Source organism: Amycolatopsis albidoflavus (genome assembly GCF_039525725.1).
GTDB classification, from domain to species: Bacteria; Actinomycetota; Actinomycetes; order Mycobacteriales; family Pseudonocardiaceae; genus Amycolatopsis; species Amycolatopsis albidoflava.
The window spans coordinates 41,556-67,472 of the sequence record NZ_BAAAHV010000007.1 but is presented as its reverse complement, the minus strand read 5'-3'; the positions used below and the strand labels follow the sequence as shown (position 1 = coordinate 67,472).

At 69.7% G+C, this 25,917-nt stretch carries 18 protein-coding genes; 2 read left to right on the top strand and 16 right to left on the bottom strand.

Annotation, left to right across the window (positions count from 1 at the left end):
- The 11 genes from ABD156_RS09695 to ABD156_RS09645 form a co-directional block, all read right to left on the bottom strand.
- On the bottom strand, window positions 1–954 hold the full coding sequence (locus tag ABD156_RS09695) for an ATP-binding cassette domain-containing protein (RefSeq protein WP_344269430.1): 954 nt from the start codon (window positions 952–954) through the stop codon (window positions 1–3).
- 1 nt (window position 955) lies between these two features.
- Entirely contained in the window at window positions 956–1,159 is a 204-nt protein-coding gene (locus ABD156_RS09690) for an MbtH family protein (RefSeq protein ID WP_344269427.1), read from the bottom strand.
- Window positions 1,160–1,176: 17 nt separating this feature from the next.
- Complete coding sequence (locus ABD156_RS09685) at window positions 1,177–1,980, bottom strand: ABC transporter permease (RefSeq protein ID WP_344269790.1); 804 nt, start codon at window positions 1,978–1,980, stop codon at window positions 1,177–1,179.
- Between the two features lie 5 nt (window positions 1,981–1,985).
- Complete coding sequence (locus ABD156_RS09680) at window positions 1,986–11,666, bottom strand: amino acid adenylation domain-containing protein (protein ID WP_344269424.1); 9,681 nt, start codon at window positions 11,664–11,666, stop codon at window positions 1,986–1,988.
- The gene (gene sbnA, locus ABD156_RS09675) at window positions 11,663–12,643 is read right to left on the bottom strand and encodes a 2,3-diaminopropionate biosynthesis protein SbnA (RefSeq protein ID WP_344269421.1); all 981 of its coding nucleotides are present in this window, start codon (window positions 12,641–12,643) and stop codon (window positions 11,663–11,665) included. The genes ABD156_RS09680 and sbnA overlap by 4 nt, the downstream gene beginning before the upstream one ends.
- Complete coding sequence (locus ABD156_RS09670; RefSeq protein WP_344269418.1) at window positions 12,634–13,854, bottom strand: acyl-CoA dehydrogenase family protein; 1,221 nt, start codon at window positions 13,852–13,854, stop codon at window positions 12,634–12,636. Before ABD156_RS09670 ends, sbnA begins: the two co-directional genes overlap by 10 nt.
- Window positions 13,851–14,411 carry a DUF2786 domain-containing protein gene (locus tag ABD156_RS09665; RefSeq protein ID WP_344269415.1) on the bottom strand — a complete coding sequence of 187 codons (561 nt, stop codon included), beginning with the start codon at window positions 14,409–14,411 and terminating at the stop codon, window positions 13,851–13,853. The genes ABD156_RS09670 and ABD156_RS09665 overlap by 4 nt, the downstream gene beginning before the upstream one ends.
- Window positions 14,404–14,673, bottom strand: coding sequence for an acyl carrier protein (locus ABD156_RS09660; protein ID WP_344269413.1), 270 nt, complete (start codon window positions 14,671–14,673; stop codon window positions 14,404–14,406). The genes ABD156_RS09665 and ABD156_RS09660 overlap by 8 nt, the downstream gene beginning before the upstream one ends.
- A gap of 24 nt (window positions 14,674–14,697) precedes the next feature.
- Window positions 14,698–16,374: a phytoene desaturase family protein gene (locus ABD156_RS09655; RefSeq protein WP_344269410.1), complete on the bottom strand. Its 1,677-nt coding sequence runs from the start codon at window positions 16,372–16,374 to the stop codon at window positions 14,698–14,700.
- Window positions 16,375–16,465: 91 nt separating this feature from the next.
- Complete coding sequence (locus ABD156_RS09650; protein ID WP_344269407.1) at window positions 16,466–19,039, bottom strand: ABC transporter permease; 2,574 nt, start codon at window positions 19,037–19,039, stop codon at window positions 16,466–16,468.
- Window positions 19,039–19,836 (bottom strand): ABC transporter ATP-binding protein, encoded by a 798-nt coding sequence (locus tag ABD156_RS09645; protein WP_344269405.1) that lies wholly within the window; start codon window positions 19,834–19,836, stop codon window positions 19,039–19,041. The genes ABD156_RS09650 and ABD156_RS09645 overlap by 1 nt, the downstream gene beginning before the upstream one ends.
- Window positions 19,837–19,974: 138 nt before the next feature.
- On the opposite strand from ABD156_RS09645, the gene ABD156_RS09640 reads away from it, so the two are divergent.
- Window positions 19,975–21,255: a sensor histidine kinase gene (locus tag ABD156_RS09640; RefSeq protein WP_344269403.1), complete on the top strand. Its 1,281-nt coding sequence runs from the start codon at window positions 19,975–19,977 to the stop codon at window positions 21,253–21,255.
- Between the two features lie 39 nt (window positions 21,256–21,294).
- On the opposite strand, the gene ABD156_RS09635 is transcribed toward ABD156_RS09640, so the two are convergent.
- From ABD156_RS09635 to ABD156_RS09615, 5 genes are all read right to left on the bottom strand, one after another.
- A complete protein-coding gene (locus ABD156_RS09635; protein ID WP_344269400.1) occupies window positions 21,295–21,939 on the bottom strand; it encodes a LuxR C-terminal-related transcriptional regulator in 645 nt (214 codons plus the stop codon).
- Between the two features lie 41 nt (window positions 21,940–21,980).
- Complete coding sequence (locus tag ABD156_RS09630) at window positions 21,981–22,763, bottom strand: beta-ketoacyl-[acyl-carrier-protein] synthase family protein (protein ID WP_344269397.1); 783 nt, start codon at window positions 22,761–22,763, stop codon at window positions 21,981–21,983.
- Complete coding sequence (locus ABD156_RS09625) at window positions 22,763–24,049, bottom strand: type III PLP-dependent enzyme (RefSeq protein ID WP_344269394.1); 1,287 nt, start codon at window positions 24,047–24,049, stop codon at window positions 22,763–22,765. Before ABD156_RS09625 ends, ABD156_RS09630 begins: the two co-directional genes overlap by 1 nt.
- A 12-nt stretch (window positions 24,050–24,061) precedes the next feature.
- Window positions 24,062–24,976, bottom strand: a complete 915-nt coding sequence (locus ABD156_RS09620; RefSeq protein ID WP_344269391.1) for a 3-oxoacyl-[acyl-carrier-protein] synthase III C-terminal domain-containing protein — start codon at window positions 24,974–24,976, stop codon at window positions 24,062–24,064.
- A gap of 73 nt (window positions 24,977–25,049) precedes the next feature.
- Window positions 25,050–25,409, bottom strand: coding sequence for a hypothetical protein (locus tag ABD156_RS09615; protein ID WP_344269388.1), 360 nt, complete (start codon window positions 25,407–25,409; stop codon window positions 25,050–25,052).
- A gap of 45 nt (window positions 25,410–25,454) precedes the next feature.
- Between ABD156_RS09615 and ABD156_RS09610 the strand changes: the two genes are divergently transcribed.
- The gene (locus ABD156_RS09610) at window positions 25,455–25,907 is read left to right on the top strand and encodes a MarR family winged helix-turn-helix transcriptional regulator (protein WP_344269384.1); all 453 of its coding nucleotides are present in this window, start codon (window positions 25,455–25,457) and stop codon (window positions 25,905–25,907) included.
- Window positions 25,908–25,917: the final 10 nt, after the last annotated feature.

Below are 25,917 nucleotides of genomic sequence, written 5' to 3'. Positions count from 1 at the left end.
TCACCCGGTGGTCGGGTGCCCGGTGAGGTCGAGGAAGGCTTCGTCGAGGGTCGGCCTGCGCAGGGCGAAGTCCGCCAGCGCGACACCGCGCTCGTGCAACGCGTTCGCCGCTGCGGCGATCCCGCCGCTCTCGTCGAGCAGTTCGAGGGAGATGCTGCACCGGCGTTCGTCGACGACCGGGACGCCCACCGCGACCGGCGTCAGGGCCGCCACTGCGTCCGCGAGACCTTCGGGGTGCGCGACGGCGACTTCCAGCCGTTCCCGCCCGACCTTGCGCTTGAGCTCGTCGGCGGTTCCTTCCGCGACGCTGCGGCCCTTGTCGATGACCACGATCCGGTCGGCGAGGTAGTCGGCTTCCTCGAGGTACTGCGTGGTGAGCAGGACTGTGACACCTTCGCTGACCAGCTCGCGGACCATCGTCCACAAGCCCATCCGGCTGGCCGGGTCGAGTCCCGTGGTCGGTTCGTCGAGGAACAGCACCGAGGGCCGCGCCACCAGGCAGGTCGCGAGGTCCAGGCGGCGGCGCATCCCGCCGGAGTACGTGCCGACCGCGCGGTCCGCGGCCTCGACCAGGTTGAACCGCTCCAGCAGCTCTCCCGCGCGGGCGCGCGCTCCGCTGCGGCCGAGGTGCAGCAGACGGCCCAGCAGCACCAGGTTTTGCCTGCCGGTCAACAGTTCGTCGACGGCCGCGTACTGGCCCGCGAGCGCGATGTGCCGCTGGACCTGCTTGCGTTCCCGCACGATGTCGTGCCCGGCGACCAGCGCGCGGCCGCCGTCCGGCGGGAGCAGGGTCGCGAGCATCCGGACGGTGGTGGTTTTGCCCGCGCCGTTGGGGCCGAGCAAGCCCAGCACCGTGCCCGGAGGGACGGCGAGATCGACGCCGGCGAGCGCCTCGTGGTCGCCGTAGCGTTTGCGGAGCCCTTCGGCTTCGATCGCGAGTTCTCCGTGCGCCATGTCAGCCTGCTTCCCGGATGTTCTCGGGCGACAGATCGGTCCAGTGGCCCGAAATGTGCGCGAGGGCTTCTTCCCGGCTGCTCTCGCCGAGCGAAACGCGCCAGCCTGGCGGGGTCTCCGCGAAGGAGGGCCAGAGGCTGTACTGCTGTGCGTCGTTGACCAGGACCAGGAAAGCGCCGTTCTGGTCGTCAAACGGGTTTGTCATCGCATACTCCGGATCGGTTAGGCGAGGCGGTAACGGCGGAAGCTCAGCAGGGTCGCCGCGGCGAAAAGCACGACCAGCGTCACCGCGACGACGATGCCGGGATGCTGGGCGGGGAACGAATCGTCCGCGGGCACCGGCACGCCCCACAACTGGCGGCACAGCGTGGTGACGGAGCTGACCGGGTTCCATTCGGCGATCGGCCGCACCCAGGACGGGAGCTGGCTGACCGCCATGAAAGCGTTGGACAGGAAGGAAAGCCCGAGCGTCAGCACCGCGCCGACGCCGTCGATCGATTCGGGATTGCCCATCGAAAGCCCGAGCAGCACGCCGACCCAGATCATCACGTAGAGGAAGAGCGCGAGCACGGCCAATCCGGCTAGCAGCGCGGGGAATCCGGCGTGCACGCGGCCGCCGACCGCCAGCCCGATCCCGGCGACGATCGCCAGCGCGATGAATCCCACCAGCGCGTCGCCGATGGTGTGGCCGAACAGAACGGCCGGGCGGGAGATCGGCAGAGAACGGAATCGGTCGGTCAGGCCGCCTTTGAGGTCCATCGCCACCGCGATCGCGGTCGGTGCGACTCCGGCGAGGCCCACCTGCATGAGCGCGGCCGGGAAGAGGAACTCCGGGTAGCTGCCGCCGCCTTCGACGCTCACCGCGCCTTTGAAGACGTACCCGATGGCCAGCATGGTGATCAGGGAGTTCAGGGTGATCGCGAGGAGCCGGCCGGGCACTTTACGCAGGTGCGTCAGCCGACGGCCGGCCAGGGCGAGCGTTTCGATGAACGCCGCTGCCCGCGGCGGGTTCGCCGGGGTAGTCATCGTGGTCACTGCGACTCCTCGCTTCCGGTGCTCAGCGTTTCCGCCACCACGGCGCCGACCTCGGCCTGTGGTCGCGGGTCCATCAGGTATTCGTGGCCGCAGTCGATCCGGTGTGCGCGCACCGGTCCCGCCACGTGCGGCACCCAGCGGCCCGCGCGTTCGGCTACCTCGCCGTCGGTCAAGCCCTCGGCGGCGACGAACAGCTCGACCGCGCCGGTGAACCTCGCCGGCCGGTACTGGTGGGCGAGGGACGCGTTGTTGTCCATCACGGCGAGGACGCGGGTCATGCGTTCTTCGCCGATGTCGGCCAGTCTGCTGTCTCCGTCGCGCAGCACGGCGATGACGTCGGCTGGGGTCAGCTCGGGCCCGCCGTCGGTGTCGTGGAAGCCCACGTGCTCCAGGAAATCGACGAGCAGCTCGTGCCTCGTCGGCGCGGTTTCGGCGCCGTCCTGCGGGTAGCTGTCCAAGATGGACAGTGAGCCGACCGTTTCGCCTTCGGACTCGAGGCGTACGGCCAGTTCGAAGGCCAGCAGACCGCCGTAGGACCAGCCGAGCAGGTGGTACGGGCCGTGGGGCTGGATCCGGCGAATGTGCTTCAGGTAGTCCTCGGCGACCTGTTCGACGGAGTCCGGGAACTTTTCCGTGCCAATGATTCCCGGCGATTGGAGGCCGTAGATCGGCCGGTCTGGCAGGTGGGCCGCCAGACCGAGGTAGGGCAGGCTCAGGCCGAGTCCGGCGTGCAGGCAGAACAGGGGCGGTTTCGACCCGGTCGGGCGGATCGGCAGCACGGGCGCGAACGGGTCCGGCAGGTCCGCGACCTCCGGTTCGGCTCGTTCGGCGAGTGCGGCCAGGCGTTCGACGCTGCCGTGGGTCAGGACGTCGGCCACGGTCAGCCGGAGTCCGGCTCGTCGGGCCAGTGCGACCAGACGGACGGATTGCAGGCTGTTGCCGCCCAGTTCGAAGAAACCAGTCTGGACGTCGACGTCAGTGATGCCAAGGGTTTCGGCGAAAGCGGTTCGCAGCAGTTCGACGGTTTCGCTGGTGTCCTGGCTGGTTTGTGTTGCGGGAGCGGGCAACGCGGCACGGTCCAGGGATCCGTCTGGGGCGACGGGGATGGTGTCGAGTTCGACGAACGCGGTCGGGATCAGGTAATCAGGGAGTTCGGCGGCGAGTGCTTCCCGCAGGGTGAGCGGGTCGACGCCGCGTTCCCATTGCGGGACGACGTAGGCGATCAAGTCATCCTCGGCGATGACGGCTGCTGCGGCGACTGAGGGCTGGCGGTGCAGAGCCGCTTCGATCTGCCCGATCGGGATCGTGAAGCCGCGCACCTGGGTCTCGCGAATCACTTCGACGGTTCCGTCCAAGCTGATGCGGGCAGGGAGGCCGGTGGGTGCGCCAGCCAAGTACAGCTCTCCTCGGCCGCCACGAGGCACGGATTGCAGACTCTGGTCGAGGACGTCGGCGCGGCTGTGCGCGAAGGGGCGTCCGTCGACCAGCGAGAGCCAGCCGGACGCCGCGGTGCCCTCGCAGTTGAGCGCACCGTCGAGGAATCTCTCACCGAAGTTCAGCACCCTGGTACCCGGTCGCAGCGCCAGCATTTTCGCGATGCTCGGGGTCACGACCACGACGCTCGGGTCCACCGACGACGCGAGTTCCGCGATCTCCGCGGCGGGAGCGACGGTCACCACCGCGCCGACGTGCAACGCGGCCAGCACGACCGGCAGCGCGAATTCAGTGTCCGGCGCGAGGACGCGGTCGCTGGCGGTGAGCGGCAATTCGGCCAGCAGGGCGGCGATTGTCGCGGCCAGCGCGTCTCGGCTGAACACCGCTTCTCCGCGATACGCCAGCTCTGCCCCGGACAGCGACACCTCAAGGTCGGTGTCGGCGAATCCGGACACGTCCGCGGGGACTGTGCAACGAGACGGCCCGCTCGGCGTCCAGGCCGCGCCGGTGGCTAGGACGGCGAAGATCGCGGCCCAGCGGTCGCGGCCCGGCGGCAGGTCGACGGTCACCGTCTCCCCCGGACCCGCGCCCTGCGCCTGCAATGCCCGGGCCAGTCGGTTGGCTTGCTCGCGCAGACCGATGTCCCCCGGCACCAGCAAGCCATCGGGAACCTCCGGAACCGACACGGCTGAGGTTGCCCGCTCGGCGACCGTGCGCAGGTCGATCCGGCTCAGCGGCTGTCCGGGATCTTCGGCGGCAGCCGTCAGGAGGAGCTTCAGCCGCTCGACCAGCAGGTGCGCGGTTTCCGCGGTGAACGCGTCGGCGTTGTACTCGAGCGTGCCTTCCAGACCGCGTTCTCCCTTGTGCTGGCCCAGCTGGAAGGTCAGGTCGAACTTGAACTTCTTGTGCGTCGGGGCGAGCAGTTCGGGACGCGCGGTCAGGCTGCCGAGACTGACTTCGGACGGCGGCACGTCGTAGAAGGACAGCAGCACTCCGAACAACGGCTGCCGCGACATCGAACGGGCCGGTTGCGTCGCCTCCAGCAGTCGTTCGAAGGGCAGGTCCTGGTGGGCGTAGGCGGCGAGGTCGGCGTCGCGGACTCGCGCGACCAGGTCGGCGAAGTGCGGGTCGCCGCTGGTGTCGGTGCGCAGAACGAGCGTGTTGACGAAGAAGCCGACGAGGTCGTGCACGGCTTCGTCCGGACGTCCGGCGACCAGGCTGCCGAGCGGGATGTCGGTACCCGCGCCGAGCCGGGTGAGCAGCGTGGCCAGCGCGGCCTGGACGACCATGAACAGGCTCGCCCCTTGCTCATGCGCGAGCCGCGCGAGGCCCCGGTGCACGGCGGACGGCACCTCGAACTCGATGGTTCCGCCGTGGTAGCCGGCGGAGGCGCGCCGCGGCAGGTCGACCGGCAACGCCAGTTCGCCGGGCATTCCGGCGAGTGCCTCCCGCCAGTGCTTCAGCAGGCGGAGGGATTCGCCGTCCTTGGTGTCGTCCAGGAGGGAGTGTTGCCAGACCGAGTAGTCCGCGTACTGGGCGGGCAGCTCTGTCCACTCTGGACTCTTTCCGGACAGCCGGGCTTCGTAGGAGGTGGCGAGGTCGCGGGCGAGCACGTCGACGGACCAGGCGTCTCCGGCGATGTGGTGGAGCACCAGCAGGAGGACGTGATCGCCGTTCTCGGCGGGTCCGAAGAGCTTGCTGCGCAACGGAAGATCGGTGGCCAGGTCGAATCCTCGGGCGACCTCTTCTTCCAGGACTGCAGTGAGGTTCGCGGGCATCGGCGCGGTGCGCAAGGACTCCCCCGCGTCGAGGACGCGCTGGTACGGCACGCCGTCGGTGTCGGGGAAGATCGTGCGCAGGATTTCGTGGCGCGCGGTCAGATCGTCGATGGCGGCGGCGAGCGCAGAGCGGTCCAGCTCGCCGGAGAGGCGCACGGCGAGGGGGATGGTGTATCCGCCGTGTTCGCCTTCGAGCCGGTTGAGGAACCACATCCGCTGCTGGGCGTACGACAGCGGCAACGGATCGGGACGGTCCAGTTTGCGGAACGCCGCGCGTGCTTGGCCCGCGGACGCGAGCCGTCCGGCCAGTGCGGCGACGGTGCGGGCCTCGAAGAGGTCCCGCAGCGGCAGTTCGACGTCCAGTTCCGACCGGATCCGGCTGACCAGCGCGGTGGCCAGGAGGGAATGGCCGCCGAGTTCGAAGAAGTCGTCGTCGATTCCGGCTTCGGGCAGGCCCAGTACCTCGGCGTAGAGCCGGGTCAGCTGTTCCTCGACCGGGGTGCGAGGGCCGCGCTTCTCTGGTCCGGCTAGGTTTTCCGGCGCGGGCAGGGCCTTGCGGTCGACCTTGCCGTGTGCGGTCAGCGGGAGCCGGTCGAGTACGACGAGCGCGCTGGGCACCATGTAAGCGGGCAGCAGTTCGGCCAGCTGAGCCTGCAGGTCTTCGGGGCGGGCGGTTCCCGCGACGTACCCGACGAGGTGCCGGTTGGCCGCGTCGGAGCCCTGCACGACGACTACAGCGTCGGTGACCGATTCCTGGGCGAGCAGACCGGCTTCGATCTCGCCGAGTTCGATGCGGTGGCCGCGGATCTTGACCTGGAAGTCCCGGCGTTCCACAAACTCCAGCGCACCGTCAGCCCGGCACACCACGCGGTCGCCGGTCCGGTACATCCGGGCGCCCGGCTCGCCGAACGGGTCAGCCACGAACACCGAACCCGTCTTGACCGGGTCACCGACATAGCCGCGGCCGACGACCAATCCGCCGACGTACAACTCCCCTGCCGCGCCTGGCGGGACCGGCCGCAGCTCGTCGCCCAGGACGTACAACCGGGTGTTGCGCACCGGGAGGCCGATCGGCACCCGCAGGCCCTGCGCATCGTCCACGCTGGACAGAACGGCGTGGGTCACGTCGTCGGAGCACTCGGTCGGGCCGTAGGCGTTCACCATCGGGATGTTCGGGAAGTACTCGAACCAGCGGACGCACAGGTCCGGCGGCAAGGCCTCTCCGGTGACCACCAGCCAGCGAAGTCCGTCCAGGTTCAGCGGGCCGCCCGCGTCCCAGAAGTCCAACGCCGCGCGCAGCAACGAGGGCACGACTTCCAGCACGGACATGCCCAAGCCGAACAGCGCGTCGGGATCGGCCGCCGTCTCGCGGCTCACCGCCCGGACTTGAGCGCCGACCATCAGGGGCGCGAGCATCTGCCACACGGACACGTCGAACGTCAGCGGCGCGTTCTGCACCAGCACATCCGACGGCTTCAGGGACAGGTCTTCTACCTTGGCGAGTAGGTGGTTGACCATCCCGAGGCGAGAAACCATCGCGCCCTTGGGACGGCCGGTGGAGCCGGAAGTGAAGATCAGGTAGGCCACATCGTCGTCAGCACCGACCACCGGGGCCAGCTCGGTGTCGACCACGCCGTCCAGCTCGATGACGTCCACCGGCAGACTGGCCGCGAGCTCCCGGAACTCCGGCGCCGCGATCACACACGCCGCGCCGCTGTCCTCCACCAGCCCTCGCAGGCGGGCGAGCGGCACCGACGGATCGAGCGGCACGTATGCACCACCGGCACCGAGGACACCGAGAACTGCTGAAATAAAGCCAATACCGGGGCCTGCGAGCACGCCCGCCACCCGTCCCGGAGGCAACCGCCGAGACAGGGCCGAAGCCAGTCCCACCAGTTCCGCATAACTCACGGATCCGGTGTCGTCGACCACCGCGACCGCGTCGGGGGCCTGCGAGCGCACCCGCTCGACTGCGCCCGCACCGACCGGGCCCGTCGCGCCCAGCAGGAAAGTCTGCGCCGGTTCGGCCACCACGTCGATCCGGCCGAGCAGGCGGTCCGGGTCGCCGAGCACCGTGTCGAGCAGTGCCCGGAACTGCTGCGCCAGCCCGCGGACGCGGTCGTCGCCGAAGGCCTCGCGGAGGTAGTCGAAGCGGAAGACGAGGGAGTCGCGCGGTTCCACGACGAGGCTGAGCGGGTAGTGCCGCGAATCGAGCGTCACCGCGTCGACCACCCTGACGTCCTCGCCGAGTTTCACCAGCGGGCCGCCGTCGCCGGCGGGAACGTTCTCGAACACCACCGCGGTGTCGAAGAGTTCTCCGCTGTCCGGGATGGCTCCGCTCAGCTGGGCCTGTCCGATGTGCTGATAGGACACCATCGAGGCCTGCTGCTGCCCCAGTTCGGCGAGCAGTCCGCGGACCGGGCGAGCGGGGTCGAGGCGAGCCCGCACCGGCACGGTGTTCACGAACATGCCGACCATCGTTTCGACGCCGGGCAGTTCCGCCGGACGTCCGGAGGCGACCGCGCCGAAGACCACGTCCTGCTGCCCGGCCAGCCTGCCGACCAGAATCGCCCAGCACGCCTGCACGATCGTGCTGACCGTCAGCTCGTGTTCCCGCGCCCACGCATAGAGATTCGCAGTGTCGCTTTCGGACAGTACTAACTCGACAGTCGCGGGCAGGTTCGCGGCGGCCGGCAGATCTGGGGCGACGCGGGTCGGTCCGGGGAGGCCGTCGAGGAGGTCCTGCCAGGCTTTCCGACCGGCTTCCTGATCCTGGCGAGACAGCCAGGCGAGGTAGTCGCGCATCTGCGGCACCGCGGGCAGTTCGGCCTTCGCGCCGCGTGCGTAGAGCTGCGCCAGCTCGTCGATGAGGATGGGCACCGACCAGCCATCCGTGGCGATGTGGTGCGCGCTCCACAGGAACCGGTAGCGCTCGGCGGCGACCCGGATCAGGGTGAAGCGGACCAGCGGCGGGCGGGCGAGGTCGAAGCGGCGCAACCGGTCTTCCTCGACCAGCCGCTGCAGCTCCGCCACCCGACGGTCCTCCGGCAGCACGGTCAGGTCGACCTCGGACCACGGCAGCTCGACCGATTCGGCGACCAGCTGCACCGGTTCCCCGTTGCGGCGTCGCCGGAAGTATCCGCGCAGAGCGGTGTGGCGGGTCAGCAGCGTGGCGCAGGCGTCCCGGACCGCTGCGGTATCGAGCGGTCCTTCGAGGTCCGCGATCGCTTGCACGGCATAGAAATCCACGCCTTCGACGTCCAGCTCGGCGTGGAAGAGCATGCCCTGCTGCAACGGCGCGAGCGGGAGCACTTCCTCGACCGGACCGACCCGCAGCTCGTCCAGTTCTCCCGGTTCGAGTTCGATCAAGGCGGCGGTTTCGAGGGCGACCTCGTCTCCGACCGGGACCGCGTTCTCCGCGATCGCCGCCGGGGTGCGGGCTTCCAGCAGGTCGCGCGGGGTGATGATCAGCCCGGCTTTGCGGGCACGGCTGACCACCTGGATCGAGCTGACGCTGTCGCCGCCGAGGGCGAAGAAGTTGTCGTCGATGTAGACCTTCGGCACCGTCAGCACTTCGGCCAGGACATCGCACAGGATGGCCTCGACGGCATTGCGCGGGGCCCGGCCGACTGCCTCGGCGGCGAAATCGGGCTCCGGCAACGCTTCCCGGTCGACCTTGCCGTGCACGGTCAGCGGCATCGCGTCGAGCACGACCATCGCGGGCGGCACCAGGTAGTCCGGCAGCCGCTGCTGCAGTTCGCTCCGCACCGACGGGACGTCGACCGGCTCCGTTCCGACCAGATACGCGGCCAGCCGTTTGGTCCCGGCGTCGTCGGTGCGCACCACCACGACCGCGTCCGCGATCTCGGGCAGCTCGCGCAGGGTAGCTTCGATTTCGCCGAGTTCGATGCGGTGGCCGCGGATCTTGACCTGGAAGTCGCGACGCTCGATGAACTCCAAAGCCCCGTCGTCCCGGCGCACCACGCGGTCGCCGGTCCGGTACATCCGCGTGCCCGGCTCGCCGAACGGATCCGCGACGAACACCGAACCCGTCTTGACCGGGTCGCCCACGTAACCGCGTCCGACCACCAAGCCGCCGACATACAGCTCGCCGGCCGCACCCGCCGGGACCGGCCGCAGTTCGTCGCTCAGCACGTACAGCCGGGTGTTCCGCACCGGGAGACCGATCGGCGTCCGCACCCCGCGCACATCGTCCACACTGGACAGAACCGCGTGCGTCACGTCGTCCGAACACTCCGTCGGCCCGTACGCGTTCACGAGCGGAATCTCCGGGAAGTACCCGAACCACCGCACGCACAGGTCCGGCGGCAACGCCTCGCCGGTCACCACCAGCCACCGCAATCCGGGCAGCTTCGGCGGACCACCGGCATCCCAGAAGTCCAATGCGGCCCGCAGCAACGACGGCACCACTTCCAGCACCGACATCCCCAAGCCGAACAACGTCTCCGGATCCGCGGCGACCCGCCGGTCCACCACCCGGACCTGGCCGCCGACCACCAGCGGCGCGAGCATCTGCCACACCGACACGTCGAACGTCAGCGGCGCGTTCTGCACCACCACGTCGGACGCGCCCAGCCCGAGATCCTCGACCTTCGCCAGCAGGTGGTTCATCATCCCGAGCCGGGAGACCATCGCGCCCTTGGGACGCCCGGTCGACCCGGACGTGAAGATCACGTACGCCACGCCATCGCCCGCGCCGACCACGGGTGCCAGGTCGGCATCAACCGTGCCGTCCAGCTCCACGACGTCCACCGGCAGCTCCGCCGCGATGTCCCGAAACTCCGGTGCCGCAACGACACAAGCCGCGCCGCTGTCCGCCACCAAGTCACGCAACCGCGCCAACGGCAGCGTCGGATCCAGCGGCACGTAGGCACCGCCCGCGCCCAACACACCGAGAACCGCTGAGATGAAACCGCTCCCTGGGCCGGCGAGCACGCCAACCACGCGCCCCGCTGGCAACCGCCGCGACAACGCCGAGGCCAGCCCGACCAGGTCCGCATAACTCACCGACCCGGCCGCATCAACCACCGCGACCGCATCCGGAGCCTGCGCGCGCACTCGCTCCACCACCCCCGCACCAACCGGGCCATTAGCGCCTAACCCGGCGGCGAGCAGTTCCTCGCGCTCCTGCGCATCGGCGACGTCGATGCGCGCGAGCGGCGCGTCCGGATCGGCGCGCGCGAAGCGGTCCAGGAACCCGGCGAACCGGTGCAGGTGAGTGTCCACTCCGGACTCGTCGTAGAGGTCGGGGTTTCCGTTGAGGTGCAGTTCGATCCCGCCGCCGGGCTCGTCGAGGACGGTGATGGACAGGTCGTTGGTGATCCCGGTGGACAGGTTCCGCACCCGGGTCACGCAGTCGCCGAGCCGCAGCCCGGGATCCGCGGGCAGCACGTTCACGAAGGGACCGCCGAACGGCCGCCGTTCGTCGCTGCGCACGCCGATGTCGCGGCGGATCTGGTTGACGTGGTACCGCTGGTGCTTGAGCGTGCGGGCGAGTTCCCGCGAAGCCTGCTTCAGCAGCAACTGCGGGGTCATCGCGGGCGTGACCTGCATTTTCAGCGGCAGGTAGTTCGCCATCATCCCCGGAATCGTCCGCGTCCGGACCCCCGCGCGGGCGGCGACCGGGACGGTCAGCATCAGGTCCTGGATCCCGGAAAGGCGTTCGGTGTAGGCGGCCATCGCGGCGAGCAGGAAGGTCGGCAGGGTCACCCCGGCCTGCGCCACCGCCTTCCGCGCGGCTGCGGCGGCATCGGCGGGCAGGGCGAGGGTGCGGCGTAGGAAGCCGCGAGCGGGCGCGGGTTCCTTGCCGGACAAGCTGATCAGGTCCGGGACCGTGCTGAAGTGGCTGCTCCAGAACTCGCGGTCCCGCCCGAGATGCGTCGAGGTCTGATATGCGAGTTCGGATTCCAGCAGGTCCCGAAACGGCGGCAGGGGACGGCCCTGGGGCTCCGCACCGGTCAGCACGGCCGTGTACAGCTCGCCCATCCGCCGGTGGCAGATCGCGGCGCTGAACCCGTCGCCGACCAGGTGGTGGGTGGTGAGATACCAGAATCGCCGACGCGGGCCGAGCGTGAGCAAAGCCGCCCGGAAGAGCGGGAAATCGGTGACGGAGAACGGCTGGGCCAGGTCCTCGTGCATCCACGCGAGGGCGGCCGCCTCGGGGTCCGGTTCGCCGGACAGGTCGAGGAAGCGGACCGGCAGCTCGGTCAGCGGCTCGACCACCTGGCGCGGTTCGCCGTCGATCTCGAAGAAGCGCGCGCGGAAGCATTCGGCCTCGTCGGTGAGCAGGCGGAACGCCTCGGTGAACGCCGCCACGTCGAGGTCGCCGGAGATGTCCAGGTAGTCGGCCATCGCGTAGGCCAGGCCGCCTCCGGACAGCTGCTCGTCGAACCAGACGTCGGTCTGGGCCGTGGACAGGGGCAGGCTGGTCTCGACAGCAGTCATCGCGGCACCTCGGAAAGTCGGTCGGTGGTCTGCTCGGGCACGCGGCCGAGCGCGTCGGCGGCCCAGTGGTCCCGGTAGACCGTGTCCAGGTAGTGGTCGCCCAGATCCGGGGAGATGGCGACGGCGGTCAGGTCGCGGTCCTCGCGGGCGAGCCAGGACAGCGCGCCGGCGACGACGGTGCCGGTCGAGCCGCCGAACAGGAAGCCGTGCCGCACCAGCGTCCGGCACATCTCGACGGTCGCGGTCTCCTCGACGTGCACCACATCGTCCACTAAGGACTCGTCGAGCAGCGCCGGACGGATCGCGGAGCCCAGCCCGGGAATCCGCCTCGGCCCGGGCGGGCCGCCGAAGCTCACCGAGCCGACGCTGTCCACCGCGACCACGCGGATCGACCGGCGCGCCTCGTGCAGGTAGCGGGCGCAGCCCATCAGCGTCCCGGCCGTGCCGGTGCCGACGAACAGCACGTCGAGGCCGGGGAACATGCGCAGGATCTCCGGGCCGGTGGTCCGGTAGTGCGCGGTCCAGTTGCCCGGGTTGGTGTGCTGGTCGAGCCAGACGTAGTCCGCGTGCTCCGCGCAGAGGCTCTCCACCAGCCGCTGCCGCGCGCCGACCAGGCCTTCCACCGGATGCGGTTCGGTCAGCACGTGGACCTCGGCGCCGTAGTTCTGCATCAGCTGCCGCGCGGACAGCGTGCAGTGGTCGTCGGTGACGCAGATGAACCGGTAACCCCGGCTGGCCGCGACCATCGCGAGCGCGACGCCGATGTTCCCGGACGAGCTTTCGACGATCGTGGCGCCGGGGCGCAGCCTGCCGTCCCGCTCGGCGCGCTCGACGATCTCCAGCGCGGCCTTGAGCTTGATCGACCCGGCGAAGTTGAACCCCTCGCATTTGACGAACAGGTCGCGGCCGACGAACCGGCGCAGGTCGACATAGAGATCCGGGACGGTGAACTCCTGAGGGGCGGATATCACCCGCACGGCAAACCTCCGGTGCCCAAGGGGCGGTTCAGCGCCGGGAACGACTCGCCATGGCCGACTTTGCCGGCGAGCAGCCCGGTGAAGACGATGAGTTTCTGGATGTTCGCGGCGCCTTCCATGAACTCGACGCCGCGCGCGTCGCGAATCAGCTTGTCCAGCAAGGGATGCGTCCAGCGCGCGCTCGGTCCGAAGAACCGGCAGGCGGCCCTGGTCGCGTCCTCGGCGAGCCGGCTCGCCTCGGCTTTGGCGGACGAGGCGAGGTGCCCGCCGCGGCTTCCGCCCGCGTCGACCTCCATCGCCGCGAGCTGCACCAGGTTCCGGACGCTCTCGATCCGGTAGCCCAGCTGATCCCATTCGGCTGCCGCGCCGCCGGTGAGCAGGCTGCCCTCGGCGCGGACGTATTCGTGCGCGGCCCGCGCGATGCCGACGGCGATGGCGGCGACGCCGGGGCGGAGTCGGTTGAACGTGAGCGTCGCGGCCCACATTCCGCGTCGGGTCGGGGAAAGGTGCCTACCCAGCACCCGGTTCGCCGGGATGCGTACGCCGTCGAACTCCAGGGCGCAGAATCGTGCGCCGCGCAACCCGAGCATGCCCAGCGGTTCGGCGTGGAAGCCGGGAGAAGCGGTGTCCAGGAGGACCGCGCGCACGCCGAGCGGGCCGGGTGCGGTGCGGGCGAAGACCACGCCCATGCCTGCGCGGGAAGCGTTGCCGACGTAGCGTTTCCGGCCGTTGAGAACGAAATCGCCGTCTGGGCCGGGCGTCAGGCTGGTGGTCAGCGCGTTCGCGTCGGAGCCGATGTCGGGTTCGGTGAGCGCGAAGAAGGTCCACGTTGGACGGTCGATGAGCCTGCCGTAGAACCAGGCTTTCTGTTCGTCGTCGCCGAGTACGTCGATCAGGACGCCGGACATCGATGCTCCCGGCGCGGCGAGCGTCGCGCCCGCGTCGCCCCGGGCGAACTCCTCCAGCAGCACGGTCCGTTCCAGCGCGGTCATCCCGTTGAACCGGTGCCCGGCGACCCGGATCCCTTCCGCTCCGTACTCCGCCGGGACCAGCAGCTGCGCCATACAGCGCACCGCGGGCAGATCGGCGAGCTGGGCGGTGGCCTCGGGATCGCGGTCGAGTACCGCTCCGGCGGCGCGGAGGTCGGTCGCCCATTCCGCGGCGAGATCCCTCAGCGCCAGCAAGGGTTCGGTCAGTACCGTGCCCGTCACGTTGTCCCCATTTCGTGAACGCTCGCGAGCAGCTCCGAAACGTCGGCGATCTCGCCCGGTCCGCCAGCCAGGAATCCCTTCGCTCCCAGCAGGCCGAGCAGCTTTCGGTCCACATCGGACAGACACTGATGCAGATACCGCGCTCGCGCGGGCGCCGCGCTCCCGTCCGCCAGCAGATCCGCTTCCACCGCCAGTTGCCCGTTGAGCGCACTGGCGAGGCAGTCTTGGATCATCTGCTTGCGCAGCAAGGACTCCTCGCCCGAACGCCGCTCGCCCAGGTAGCGGAGACACTCGTCCAGCAGCCCCTGGGAAAGCCCCAGCCGCACCCACACCAGCTCCAGCCCCGCAGGATCTCCCGCCAGACCTCGCGCGAACGCGACCGCGCCGCCCGGGAGATCAGCCTCCCGCAGGATCTCCGTCCCGGCGGGCAGTTCTCCCGCCGGGACGGCCGCGATCGCGCCGTCGCGGCACGCCGTCGGCAGCAGCTTGAGCGCGGGCGCGACGCCCTGCTTCCGGGCGACGCGCCGGTACTCCTGCCACGGTGCCGGGTCAGGCACGGATCTCCGCGATGACGAACGCGGCGAGCGAACGCACCGATTCGAAGTGCTGCATTTCCAGGTTCTCGGTGTCGAACTCGATGCCGAACGTGTCCTCGAGCTGCATCAGCAGCTCCAGCACGCCGGTCGAGTCGAGGCCGGCGTCGGACAGCCGGGTGTCCGCGGACAGGTCGGCGACGTCCCGTTCGAGCACCGCGCCCAGCGCGCCGGTGATGCCTTCGACGATCCGGTCCTCGGTCAGGGTCTGCGCGGTCTCAGTCATGACTCTCCTTCTTTTATACGGGGTTCAGCGCGCCGTCGGAGCGAATCCGCGGGCGTCGCGGCGGGCCTGGCCACGGGAGATCCGCAGCGGATCCCAGTCGTGGCCGCGTTCGGGCAGCAGGGCGCGGTCGGCGAAAACCGCGCCGTCGTACGCTTCGGCCAGCACCGGCCGGTCGAGGATCGCCTCGGCGCACTGCGCACCGCCGACCGCGGCGCCGACGACTCCCCCGCCGTGGATGTCCTGTCCGGCGACGAACAGTCCTTCGACGTCGGTGCGGACATCCGGCCGCCGTCCGTGCGGACCCCAAGATTGCAGTCCGTACGCGGCTCCGCCGGTGGCGAGGGTGTAGCGCTCTTGCGTGAGCGGGGTGGCCGATTCGAGGTAGACGATGCGGTCGCGGAACGGGCCCAGCACCTCTTCGGCGCGGTCGAGCAGGCAGGCGGCGAGTTTCTCTTTGGCCGCGCGGTATTCGGCCACGCGCCGGTACCGAAGCCCGGACGCTGGCCCGTCGGTTACGCCCCACTGCTCGTAGCCGGGCGGGCACGCGGTCATGATCTGGAGGTTCGTGTACCCGGGCGGGCAGACGGCGGGGTTGCCGGGGTCCTTGTGCGAGGCGGACGAGATGAATACGAACGGCAGCTCGTCGAACTGGCCCGCTTCCGTTCGGGCGTAAGCACTTTCGACGTCGCCGCTCGGCCAGTACCAGATGTTGGCCTCGGACGCTTCCGCCAAATCCGTGTCCACCACGGCATAGCTGGTCACCAACGGCAGCCGCATGACCGCGTCTTCGGTGCGCCGGACGATGCCCTCGGGGAGGTTTTCCCGGCCACCGCACAGCTCCAGCACCGTGCGCCGATAGTCCGCATTGGACACCACCAGCGGCGCACGCAGCACGTCTCCGTCGGCCAGTTCGACCCCGGCCGCGCGGCCGTGCTCGATCAGGATCCGGGCGGCGCGCGCTTTAGTGCGCAACTGGCCGCCGTGCGTTTCGAGCTGCTCCACCAGCGCGGCGGCCAGCATCTGGCCGCCGCCCTCCGGGTAGTACGCGCCCCCGGTCAGGTAGTCGTCGAGCATGCGAATGTGCGCCGCTACAACGGTATTCGCTGGCGAGGAAGCATAGTTTCCGGACTGCGCGGCCAGCACCGTCCGCGCGGCCGTCGACAGTCCACAATGGTCGAACAGACGACTCAAGCTGCGTCGGCTCCAGCGCACCACCGCGGCCGAGTTGCCCAGCACCGGCCGAGCACTCGCCGAGTACCGCGCCGCCGCGGCGATCTCCCCGCAGATCGCGAGGTACTCCTGAAGCCCCGCGGCCTCCGCCGGAAAGGTCTCCAGCAGCCGGTCTCCGTACTTGGACCAGCCTTCCGGGACGTCGAAGCGCAGGCCCGGCAGCACGATCCGGTCGAAGCCGTCCGGGTCGAGCCGGCGGAACCGCACCCGGTCGCCGACGCCGAGCCCGGCCAGCAGCGACGGGAGCAGCCCGCCGGGCCCGCAGTCGCCGAGGTAGTGCACGCCGATGTCGAACTCGTAGGCGCGCCGCCGCCGGAACATGTGGCAGTTGCCGCCCGCCACGTCGTGCTGCTCCAGCACCAGCACCCGGCGGCCGAAGGCGGCGAGGTACCCGGCGCAGACGAGGCCGCCGATCCCGGACCCGATCACGATCGCGTCCCAGGAAGAGCTTCCCGCCTCGTTCGGACTCATGCCGCTGACGCTACGGCGGGGCGGTGACCCCGGGCTGACCGCGCGCTGACAGCTGGGGGCAGTCAGCAGCAGGCGGTCGCCCAGGGGTCACCTATTCAGGAGAGAGCATGGCGATCGAGGTCTTGCCGCGCACCGCGAGCCAGGTCGGGAAGAGCGTGGCGACCATGCTTACCACGACCGCGAGCAGCACCACCACTGCATAAATCCACAATGGACCGTAGGGCAGCCAGCTGTCGGACACCGCCTGGCTGAACGGAACCAGCATCGCCAGCGAGACGGCGGTGCCCAGGACCACGCCGATCACCGCGACCACCATCCCCTCCACGGCCATCACGCCCAGCACCTGGCCCCGGCTCGACCCGGCGAGGCGCTGCAGGCCGAACTCGCGCCGCCGGTGCGCGGTCGAGAGCACGAGCGTGTTCACCACCGAGATCGCCGCGTAGAGCAGGATCATGCCGACCACGAGGTAATTCACCCACGCGTTCGCTTCCTGTTCCTGCACGAACTTGGCGGTGAGCGTGTCCCGGTTCGCGACCTGCACCCCGGGCGAGGCTTGCGCCAGCCCGTCGAGCGTGGTCATCAGCTGCGAGACGCTTGTTCCCGCCGCCGCGGTGACGAGGACCTGCGACGCGATCCCGTCGGTGGTGTGCGGAGCCAGCGTGCCCGCGGGCATCAACGCCGTCGCGAAAGACGGCGCGGACCGCAGTGTCGCCACTACTCGCAACCGCACTTGCGCACCGTCGCCGAGCCGCAGCCCGATCTCGTCGCCGACCTTGACGTGCAGCCGATTCGCGTTATCGACCGGAAGCGCGATGGTGTTGCCCTGCAGGTCGTTGAGCGAACCGGAAGCGAGTTCCGCGGCCCGCGTCTTCGCGACCGCGTCGCCGGTGACCCCGGTCAGTGCGAGCCCGTCCTCGTCCTGGCCAGAGTCCGACGGCTTCTCGTTGTAGCCCTTGCTGGTCACGTACGCCGAAGCGGTGCCGACGCCGGGCAGCGACCGGACCTTGTCGAGCAACCCGGTGCCGACATCACCGGTCGACGAGGTGACCACCGCGTCCGCCGAGAGGTTCGACGCGTACTTCTGCTTCGCCGATTCCACCTGCGTGGTCTGGAAATAGAGCATGAACACGGCCAGCGTCGTGGCGAGCATGACCGGCACGACGGCACCGGACATCGGCAGCCAGCGCACCCGGGCGTTGGCCATCGCGAGATAGCCGGACAGCCCGCTCACCGCGCGCACCGGAACCCGCAGCACCGCGACCATCAACCGGGTGATCCCCGGTGCGAAGAGCGCGACCGCCGCCGCCACCAGCGTGACCGCCGGTCCGGCCGTGCTGGCCGCGAGCGGTCCGTCCATCACCGTGATCGTCAGATACGCCAGCGCCACGCCGCCGATCAGGCTGCCGATGCCCCACCAAAGCCGGAACGACGTCAGCCAGCGCTTCGGCGAGACCAGTTCCTGCATCGCCTCCACCGGACGCGTCCGCCCGGCGTACCGCGCCGCGACAAACCCCGCGCCCCAGGCCGACAGCAAGCCGACAAGAACCCCCGCGGCGGTCGGAATCCAGTCCTGGTGATACGCCAGCACCGGTTCGAAGACGCCGAACCCGGACAACCGGTCGAACAGCCAGTTCCCCAGCAGCTCGCCGGGGAACGCGGCAAGCACGGTCGCGAGCACGCCGATCACCATCGACTCCGCGGTGATCATGCGGCTGACCTGCTTCGGAGTCGCGCCGACCGCACGCAGCAACGCGACCTCGCGCCGACGTTGCTGCACCGAAAGGCCCAGCGTGCTGGCCACCACGAACAACGCCACCTGCACCGCCAGACCGCCGAACACCGCGGCCAGGATCACGAGGATTTCCCCGCCGTCGCTCGCCTGCGCGAACTCGGCGGTCCCCCGCGCGACGCCGGTGAGCGCGACAGCGTGCTGGTCCCGCACCGCGTTCGCGATCTGGGTGCTCAGCGCGGCCGGGTCCGTACCCGCCGTGGGAAGCACGCCGAACGCGTCGACCTGCCCGGTCGCGGGCGTCAGCGCGAGAGCGTCTTCATGAGAGAAGAACACCGCGTCGGAAGCCATTTTCCCGCCCGCGACGGCGATTCCGACGACCTGGAAGGGCCGGACCCCGCCACGCACGGCGATCTGCACCGAACCGCCCGACGCGACGCCGGTGGCCGCGGCCGTCGCCTGGTCCAGCACCACTTCGCCGCTGCGCTGCGGAGCGCGGCCGTCCGTCAGCGAATACGGGGCCAGCTCGGCGGTCGCCCAGTCGTGCCCCAACGCGGTGCCGCGCACCAGCTTCACGTCCGGGTCGGCCGGAAGGGTCGCCGGGATCGACACGTCGGGGACGACCTTCGCGACGCCGGGAACGGCCGCGATCTTGGCCCCGAGCGACGCGTCCAGGCGCACGCGTTCGGGCAGTGTCGCGGATTCGTGGTCCTCGTCCTCGGTGCCCGGGTTCGTCGGCGGCAGGTTGTAGTGCTGGTCGCCCGCGACGACCACCGGCGCCTCGGCCAGCCGCTGCGGCGGGACGCGGGGCGAGATCCCGGTCTGCATGAGCCCGCCGCACGCCATCACGATCGCGGTGCCGACGAGCAGCGCGATGAACGTCGCGGTGAATCCGGCCTTGCGGAACCGCAGCGTGCTCAGGGCAAGGCGCAGCATCAGCGCACCGTCCCGACGGTGTTCCGGCCGTCGCGGCCGAGCCGCGACGCACGCGAGCTCAACGCGGTCAGCCCGCGCGCGACCTCGTCCACGGTCGGTTCGTGCAGCTCGCCGGCGAACTGGCCGTCGGCCAAGAACAGCACCCGGTCGGCGTAGGAGGCGGCGACCGGATCGTGCGTCACCATCACGATGGTCTGCCGTTCGGCGCGCACCGCGGTGCGCAGCAGGTCCAGGATCTCGCTCGCCGACGTCGTGTCCAGCGCACCGGTCGGCTCGTCGGCGAAGGTCACGTGCGGGCGGCTGACCAGCGCGCGGGCGATCGCGACGCGCTGCTGTTGGCCGCCGGACAATTCACCGGGCCGGTGCCCGCGCCGTCCGCCGAGCCCGACCTGCTCGATGATCCGGTTCACCAGCGCCGGATCGGCCCGTTTGCCCGCCAGCCGCAGCGGCAGCGTCACGTTGTCGACGACGTCCAGCGACGGCAGCAGGTTGAACTGCTGGAAGATGAATCCGATGTGGTCGCGGCGCATCCGGGTGAGCGCGGCCTCGTCGAGCCGGCCGAGGTCCTGGTCGGCGAGCACGACGGTGCCCGAATCCGGCTGGTCGAGTCCCGCCGCGCAGTGCAGCAGCGTGCTCTTGCCCGAACCGGACGGTCCCATCACCGCGGTGAAACTGCCGCGGGCGAACGAAACCGAAATCCCGTCGAGTGCGACGACGCGGGCCCGGTTCCCTCCGTAGAATTTGGTGACGGAGCGGAGCGTCACCGCATCCGTGCTTGGCTGTCCGGACTGGTACATCGGTCACTCTCCCAGGCGCGTCGGGCTACAGAAGAAAGCTACGAGCGCTGGGGCCGGATTCCGATGGTGCTAGCTCTTCGATCCGGACTGGTCCTAGCACCCCTGCCGGGAAAGCCGGGAACAGCACATAATCGGGATATGCCCTCAACCGATGTCCGCGAGCCGGCGGCGCCGAAGCCCTGGTTCGCGAGGGGCGGCCTCGCCGTGCTGCACAGCACCGCGCTGGGCCTGCTCGCACCGGTCGAGGCGGTGCTTTTCGGGCTGCTGGCCTGCGCCGCTTCGCTGCTGGGCGTCGGCGTCGGGGTTTTCCTGATTCCGCCGGTGGTCTACGGCGTTCGCGCGGTCGCCAATCTGCAGCGGAAACTGCACGGCACCTGGACCGGACGGACGGTGCCGCGACCGTATCTGCCGTTGCCCGAGGGCACCCGGTTTTTTCAGGTTTTCGCCCGGTTGCTGGCCGACCGTGCCACTTGGCGGGACACCGCCTGGCTGCTGGTGGACTGCACCATCGGCTGCCTGCTTACGCTCGCCCCGTTAGCCCTCGTGATCGACGGCGTGCGCGGGTTGTTGATGCCGTTGCTCTACCCGATTCTGGACGATCTGTGGCTCGGAGACTGGTACGTCGCGTGGCCGGTGGACAACCCGACGGTCGCCTGGGCCGCCGTCGTGCTCGGCCTGCTGCATTTCCCGCTCGCGCTCTGGGCCGCTCCGCATCTGCTGAAGCTGCACGCGGCGCTGGCGGCCAAACTCCTTTCCCCGTCCGAAAGCACCGTCCTCGCGCAGCGCGTCCAGCACCTCACCACCACGCGCGACGACGCCGTCGGCCATCAGGCGCTGGAGCTGCGCCGGATCGAACGCAACCTGCACGACGGCGCGCAAGCCCGGCTGGTCGCGATGGGAATGACGCTCGACGCGGCGGCGAAACTCGCCGAGCGACAGCCGGAAGCCGCGAAGAGCCTGCTGGAAGAGGCCAAGGCGAGTTCGGTGAAAGCCCTGCAGGAACTGCGCGATCTGGTGCGCGGGATCCAGCCGCCGGTGCTGGTGGACCGCGGTCTCGCCGACGCCGTCCGCGAGCTCGGGATGGAAGCGACGCTGGAGATGGAAACCACCGTCGACCTTCCCGGCCGGTTCGCGCCCGCTGTCGAGACAGCCGCGTATTTCACCGTTTCCGAGGTGCTCAACAACGCGATGAAGCATTCCGGCGCGGATTCCGGGAAAATCGACGTGCACCATTCCGGCGGCCGGCTGTCCATCACGGTCACCGACTACGGCAAGGGCGGCGCGGACCCGGCCAAGGGCACCGGCCTGCGGGAACTCGAACGCCGGCTCGCCCCGCTGGACGGGTTCCTCACCGTGCTCAGCCCGCTCGGCGGCCCGACCTCGGTGGTCATCGAAATCCCCTGCTCACCGGTCGGCTGAACACTCCGCCGCTGGGGCAAGTTTGCGGTCCGTGAAGCGTCAGTGGCGCAGGTAGGCCAGCACGGCCTGCACGCGGCGGTTGCTGTCCTCGGACACCGGCAGCTGCAATTTCGCCAGGATGTTGTTGATGTGCTTGGACACCGCCTTCTCGGTGACGAACAGCTCGGCGGCGATGTTGCTGTTGGACCGGCCCTCGGCGATCAGCCGGAGCACGTCGTTCTCGCGCGGAGTGAGGCTTTCCAGCGCACGGTCGCGGGTGTTGTGCGTGAACAGCCGCGACACCACCTCGGGATCCATCATGGTGTTGCCCGCGGCGACCCCGCGCAGCACGTCGACGAAGTGGTCGCCGTCGAGCACCCGGTCCTTGAGCTGGTAGCCGACCGCGCCCGCGCCGTCGGCCAGCAATTCGTTGACGTACAAGCGTTCGACGTACTGCGACAGCACCAGCACCGGCAGCCCGGGCACCTGGCGGCGCGCCTCGATCGCCGCGCGCAGGCCCTCGTCGGTGAACGACGGCGGGAGCCGGATGTCGACGACGCCGATGTCCGGCTTCTCCGCGACCAGCGCGTTCAGCAGATCCGGCCCGTTGTCGAGCGCCGCGACGATCGTCATCCCGTGCGCTTCGAGCAACCGGACCAGCCCGTCGCGGAGCAGGAACTGGTCTTCGCCGATGACCACGCGCACAGAGCTTCACCTTTTCTTCGCCGCGGCTGTTCCGCTCCTGATTATAGGGGCGCGGACGGCTCGATTTCCCGGGCGAAGGCGCAGATTCCGAGAGTTCCGCGAACCGGGTCGTAATCGGCGAGCACCGCGGGCGGCTCGGCCCACAGCTCGGTGGCGGAGCGTCCTTCGGTGATCGGCTCGCCGGTGAGGCCTGGTCCGTAACGGTTTGCTGGCGCGAGCCCATCGGCCTCGGCTCGCGCGTCGGCCGGGGCGATTCCGGGCAGCACCGCGACTCGGGTGCTGCCCATTCCGGCCTCGAAGAGCAGCGCGGCCGCCGCGTCCGCCGACGGACGTTGCCCGGCGTACGGCATGCCTCGCTGCTCCATGACGAGGATCAGCACGCGGTGCATCGGCTTCCGCCGCACGTATCCGGCCGCTACTCGCAGGGCGAGGAAACCGGCGAGCGGGCCTTGCCCGGAAACCGAGTACGTCATCGGACCGCCCGGCAGCACCGCGGTCAGGTTGACCGGAGCGGACAGGCGCGGGTCGAAATCGGGGCCGTCGTGCGCGACGACGACCAGGTCGACCGGCTCGCTCAACTGGCCGTCGAGCAGTTGCCTGGCCAGGGAGATGAACGTGTTGCCCTGTGCCTGAGCGACCAGGTCCGGCGAGTAGCCGACCTCGTGTCCGGCGGCCAGATCGGTGAAGTACCGCGTCATGATCGGACCGTCGAGCCGGTCGGTGCCGGACTCGAATCGCCGATGCAGCACGGTTTTCAACCCCATCGGCAGCACGGCGAACGGCGAAGTGCGCGTCGCTGCTACGGGAGCACCGGCACTGAACATCAGCCCTCCACCGCGGGAACCGGCAGCCGGTGCAGGTGCTGACGGCGCAACAGGTCCTCGGGCTGGTCCCGCTCGCTGATCACATAGGACTGTCCATCATGGACCAAGACTTCGGCGGGATAACCGTGGCTGAGGAACAACACCGGCGACGCGCTCGGGCCGTAGGCGCCGGAGCGTTCCACTCCGATAAGGTCGCCCGGGCGAACCGGCGGCAGCGGGATCTTCTTGCCCAGCACGTCGTTCGGCGTGCACAGCGGGCCGGTGATCTGCCAGGTTTCGGCGGCCGGTTCGTCGATCCGGTTGAGCAGCCGCATCGGGAAATCGCGTTTGACGTAGGAGCCGATCCCGACCGCCGCCATGTGGTGGTTCGTGCCGCCGTCGGCGACCGCGAAGTTCTGGCCGAGCGAGGTTTTGACGTAACGGACGCGCACGACGTAGGTGCCGCTCATCGCGGTGAGGTAGCGGCCCAGCTCCATCACGAGCCGGGTGCCGGGATGCCGCGCGGCGAACTCGTCGATCACCGGGTTGAGCCGGGAGGTCAGCAGATCGAGGTCGAGGTCGCGTTCCCCCTCGAAGTACGCCACGCCAAGGCCGCCGCCGACGTCGACCAGGTCCAGGCCGAAGCCCAGCCGCGCGGACAGCTGCTCGGCCAGCGCGAAGATGCGGGTGGTGTTCTCCACCACCGATTCCTCGTTGAGAATGCGCGTGCCCATGTACACCTGGACGCCCATGATGTTCACGTTCGCGTGCCGGGAAACCAGGTCCTCGGCGGCGAACAGCTGTTCCTCGTCGATGCCGAACTGGCGCGGCTTCCCGCCCATGGTCAGCCCGGAGCCCTTGACCGCGAAGCTCGGATTGACCCGCAACGCCACCCGCGCTTTCACCCCGCGCGCTCCGGCGAGCCGGTCGATCAACGCCAGCTCACCGAAGGATTCGCAGACGATCGCCGCGATGTCCTCGTCCAGACAAGCTTCCAGCTCGGCTTGGCTCTTGCCGGGACCGAGGAAAATAATGTCGCGCGGCTCGACCCCGGCACGGCGCGCGGTGCGCAGTTCGGCGAGGCTCGACACCTCGGCGCGCGCCCCGTTGTCGTGCAGCACAGCGAGAATCGACACGTTCGGGTTCGACTTCAGCGAGAAGAAGACCTCCATGCTGTCGTGCAGTTCCCGCCGCAGCCGGGACATCCGACCGGCCAGCTCGCCGCCGTCGTAAACGAACAGCGGGGTGCCGTAGCGGTCCGCGAGCTCGGTGATCCCGACGCCCTCGATCTCGAGTTCCGTACTCATCAGGTTCTGCTCCTAGTGTTCGAAGACCATCGCGGAAAACGTCGAGCCGAGGCCGACCGAAACCATCAGGTAGCGCTCGCCCGGGTTCAGCAGCCCGAGCCGGGTCGCGGTGTGGTAGTTGAGGAACGGGTCCGCGCAGAAGCAATGGCCGGTGCGCGGGACGTTGCCGAGGAAGATCTTTTTGCGCGGCACATCCATCGCCTCGGCCGCGCGGATCCACGAAACTTTGTTGACGTTGTGCGGAAGCACGAGCGAGAGATCTCTTGCCGCGCAACCGGCGGCTTCGAGCGCGGCGCGGGTGACGTCGCCCAGCGCGTCCGGATAGATCTGCCGGAAGACCTTGTTCTGCTCTTCGTTCGTGATGACCTCGCCGCCCGGCCCGCCGAGCGTCGTCGTCGCGTAGCCGAGCAGCCGATCCCGTTGCCCGCCAGGGGCGACCAGCACCGCGGCGGTCCCCTCGCCCATCACCGCGACGTCCGGGATGATCTGCGCGGCCGGGGTGAAAGCCTTCTCCCCGGCGAGAATCAATGCCAGCGCGTCGGGGTCGCCGTCCTGTTCGAGCAGCGCGCCGGCGAGGTCGAGGGCGAGCAGGCCGGACGCGCAGGCGTGGTCAGTAACCGTGAAGGCCAGCGCGTTCTGGAGCCCGAGCCGCTGCCGCACTTCGGCCAGCGGATCGAACGGAAACGGCGACGCCGCGGGCACTGTCTTGGGCCGCAGCACATACCTGACGCGTTCCTCCACCCCGGCGAACCCGTCGAGCTTCGCGACCGCGCCGAGCAGCATCTCGGCCTCGGACTCGGGCGACCGGCAGACCTCGGACAGCCCGTAAATGCGATGCAGCCTGCGCAACTGGGCGTCGGTGAGGTCGAGTTCGTCCTGCAGCGACGCGATCGGCACCGCGGCGGGCAGGTAACTGGACACAGACATCAGGCACGTCACCCCGACAGAGTCGCAATCGGCACTGACGCGACGCTGACGCGCGGCTTTCAGGAGGGTTCGCTCACCACAACGCGACGGCGGTGAGCACATGCACCGCGCCCACCACGGAGCTTCCCGCGATCATGCCCCGTTCCCCGCGGAACACTCCGATGCCGACGTCGCCCGCCTGCGCGACCGCGGCCGCGAGCAGAACCACCGCGCAGACTGGTCCAGACCAGATCAACGGCACCACCGCGGCCGCGCAGCCCAGCGGCACGGCTCGCACCGCATACATCCAGCCGTAGAACTTCTCGCCGCTCGTCGGCTCCGCACTGTGGCTCAACGCCGCCGGTCGCACTGCTGCCACTACCGCGAACGCGACGCTGACCACCGCGAGCACGGCATTGGCCACCACCAGGACGGTCATCATTACTTCACCCATCAACTATTCACAGATTGAACTGTTCACGGATGATAGAGTACCAGCGTGGCGACCAACAGCTCCTTGCCCGAGACCTCGGCGTTCCGGCTCATGGTGCTCGGCACCGACCTGGCCAACGACTTCGCCGAGCACCTGCGCGAAACCGGCCTGACCCCCAAACACCTCGGGACGCTTGCCATGGTCGAGCAGGGCTTCGCCCGGACCCAGGACGACATCGCGCGACTCATGCGGGTGAGTCCCAGCCTGGTCGTCCGGCTGGCGGACCAGCTGGAGCAGCGCGATTTGATCGAGCGGCGGCGAGACCCGGAGAACCGGCGCAAGCACATCCTCACCGTCACCGACGGAGGGAAATCCCTGCTGGCCGAGATGGGTGCGCTCGCGGCGGCCGTCGACAACGAACTGGCCGAGCGGCTCGGCCGTCGGCTCGGCGGGCAGCTGGACGAGGCGCTCGCGCAGCTGATGGGCAAGCTCATGGAGGATCGGCAGCGCCCCCGGTGATCAGCGGGAT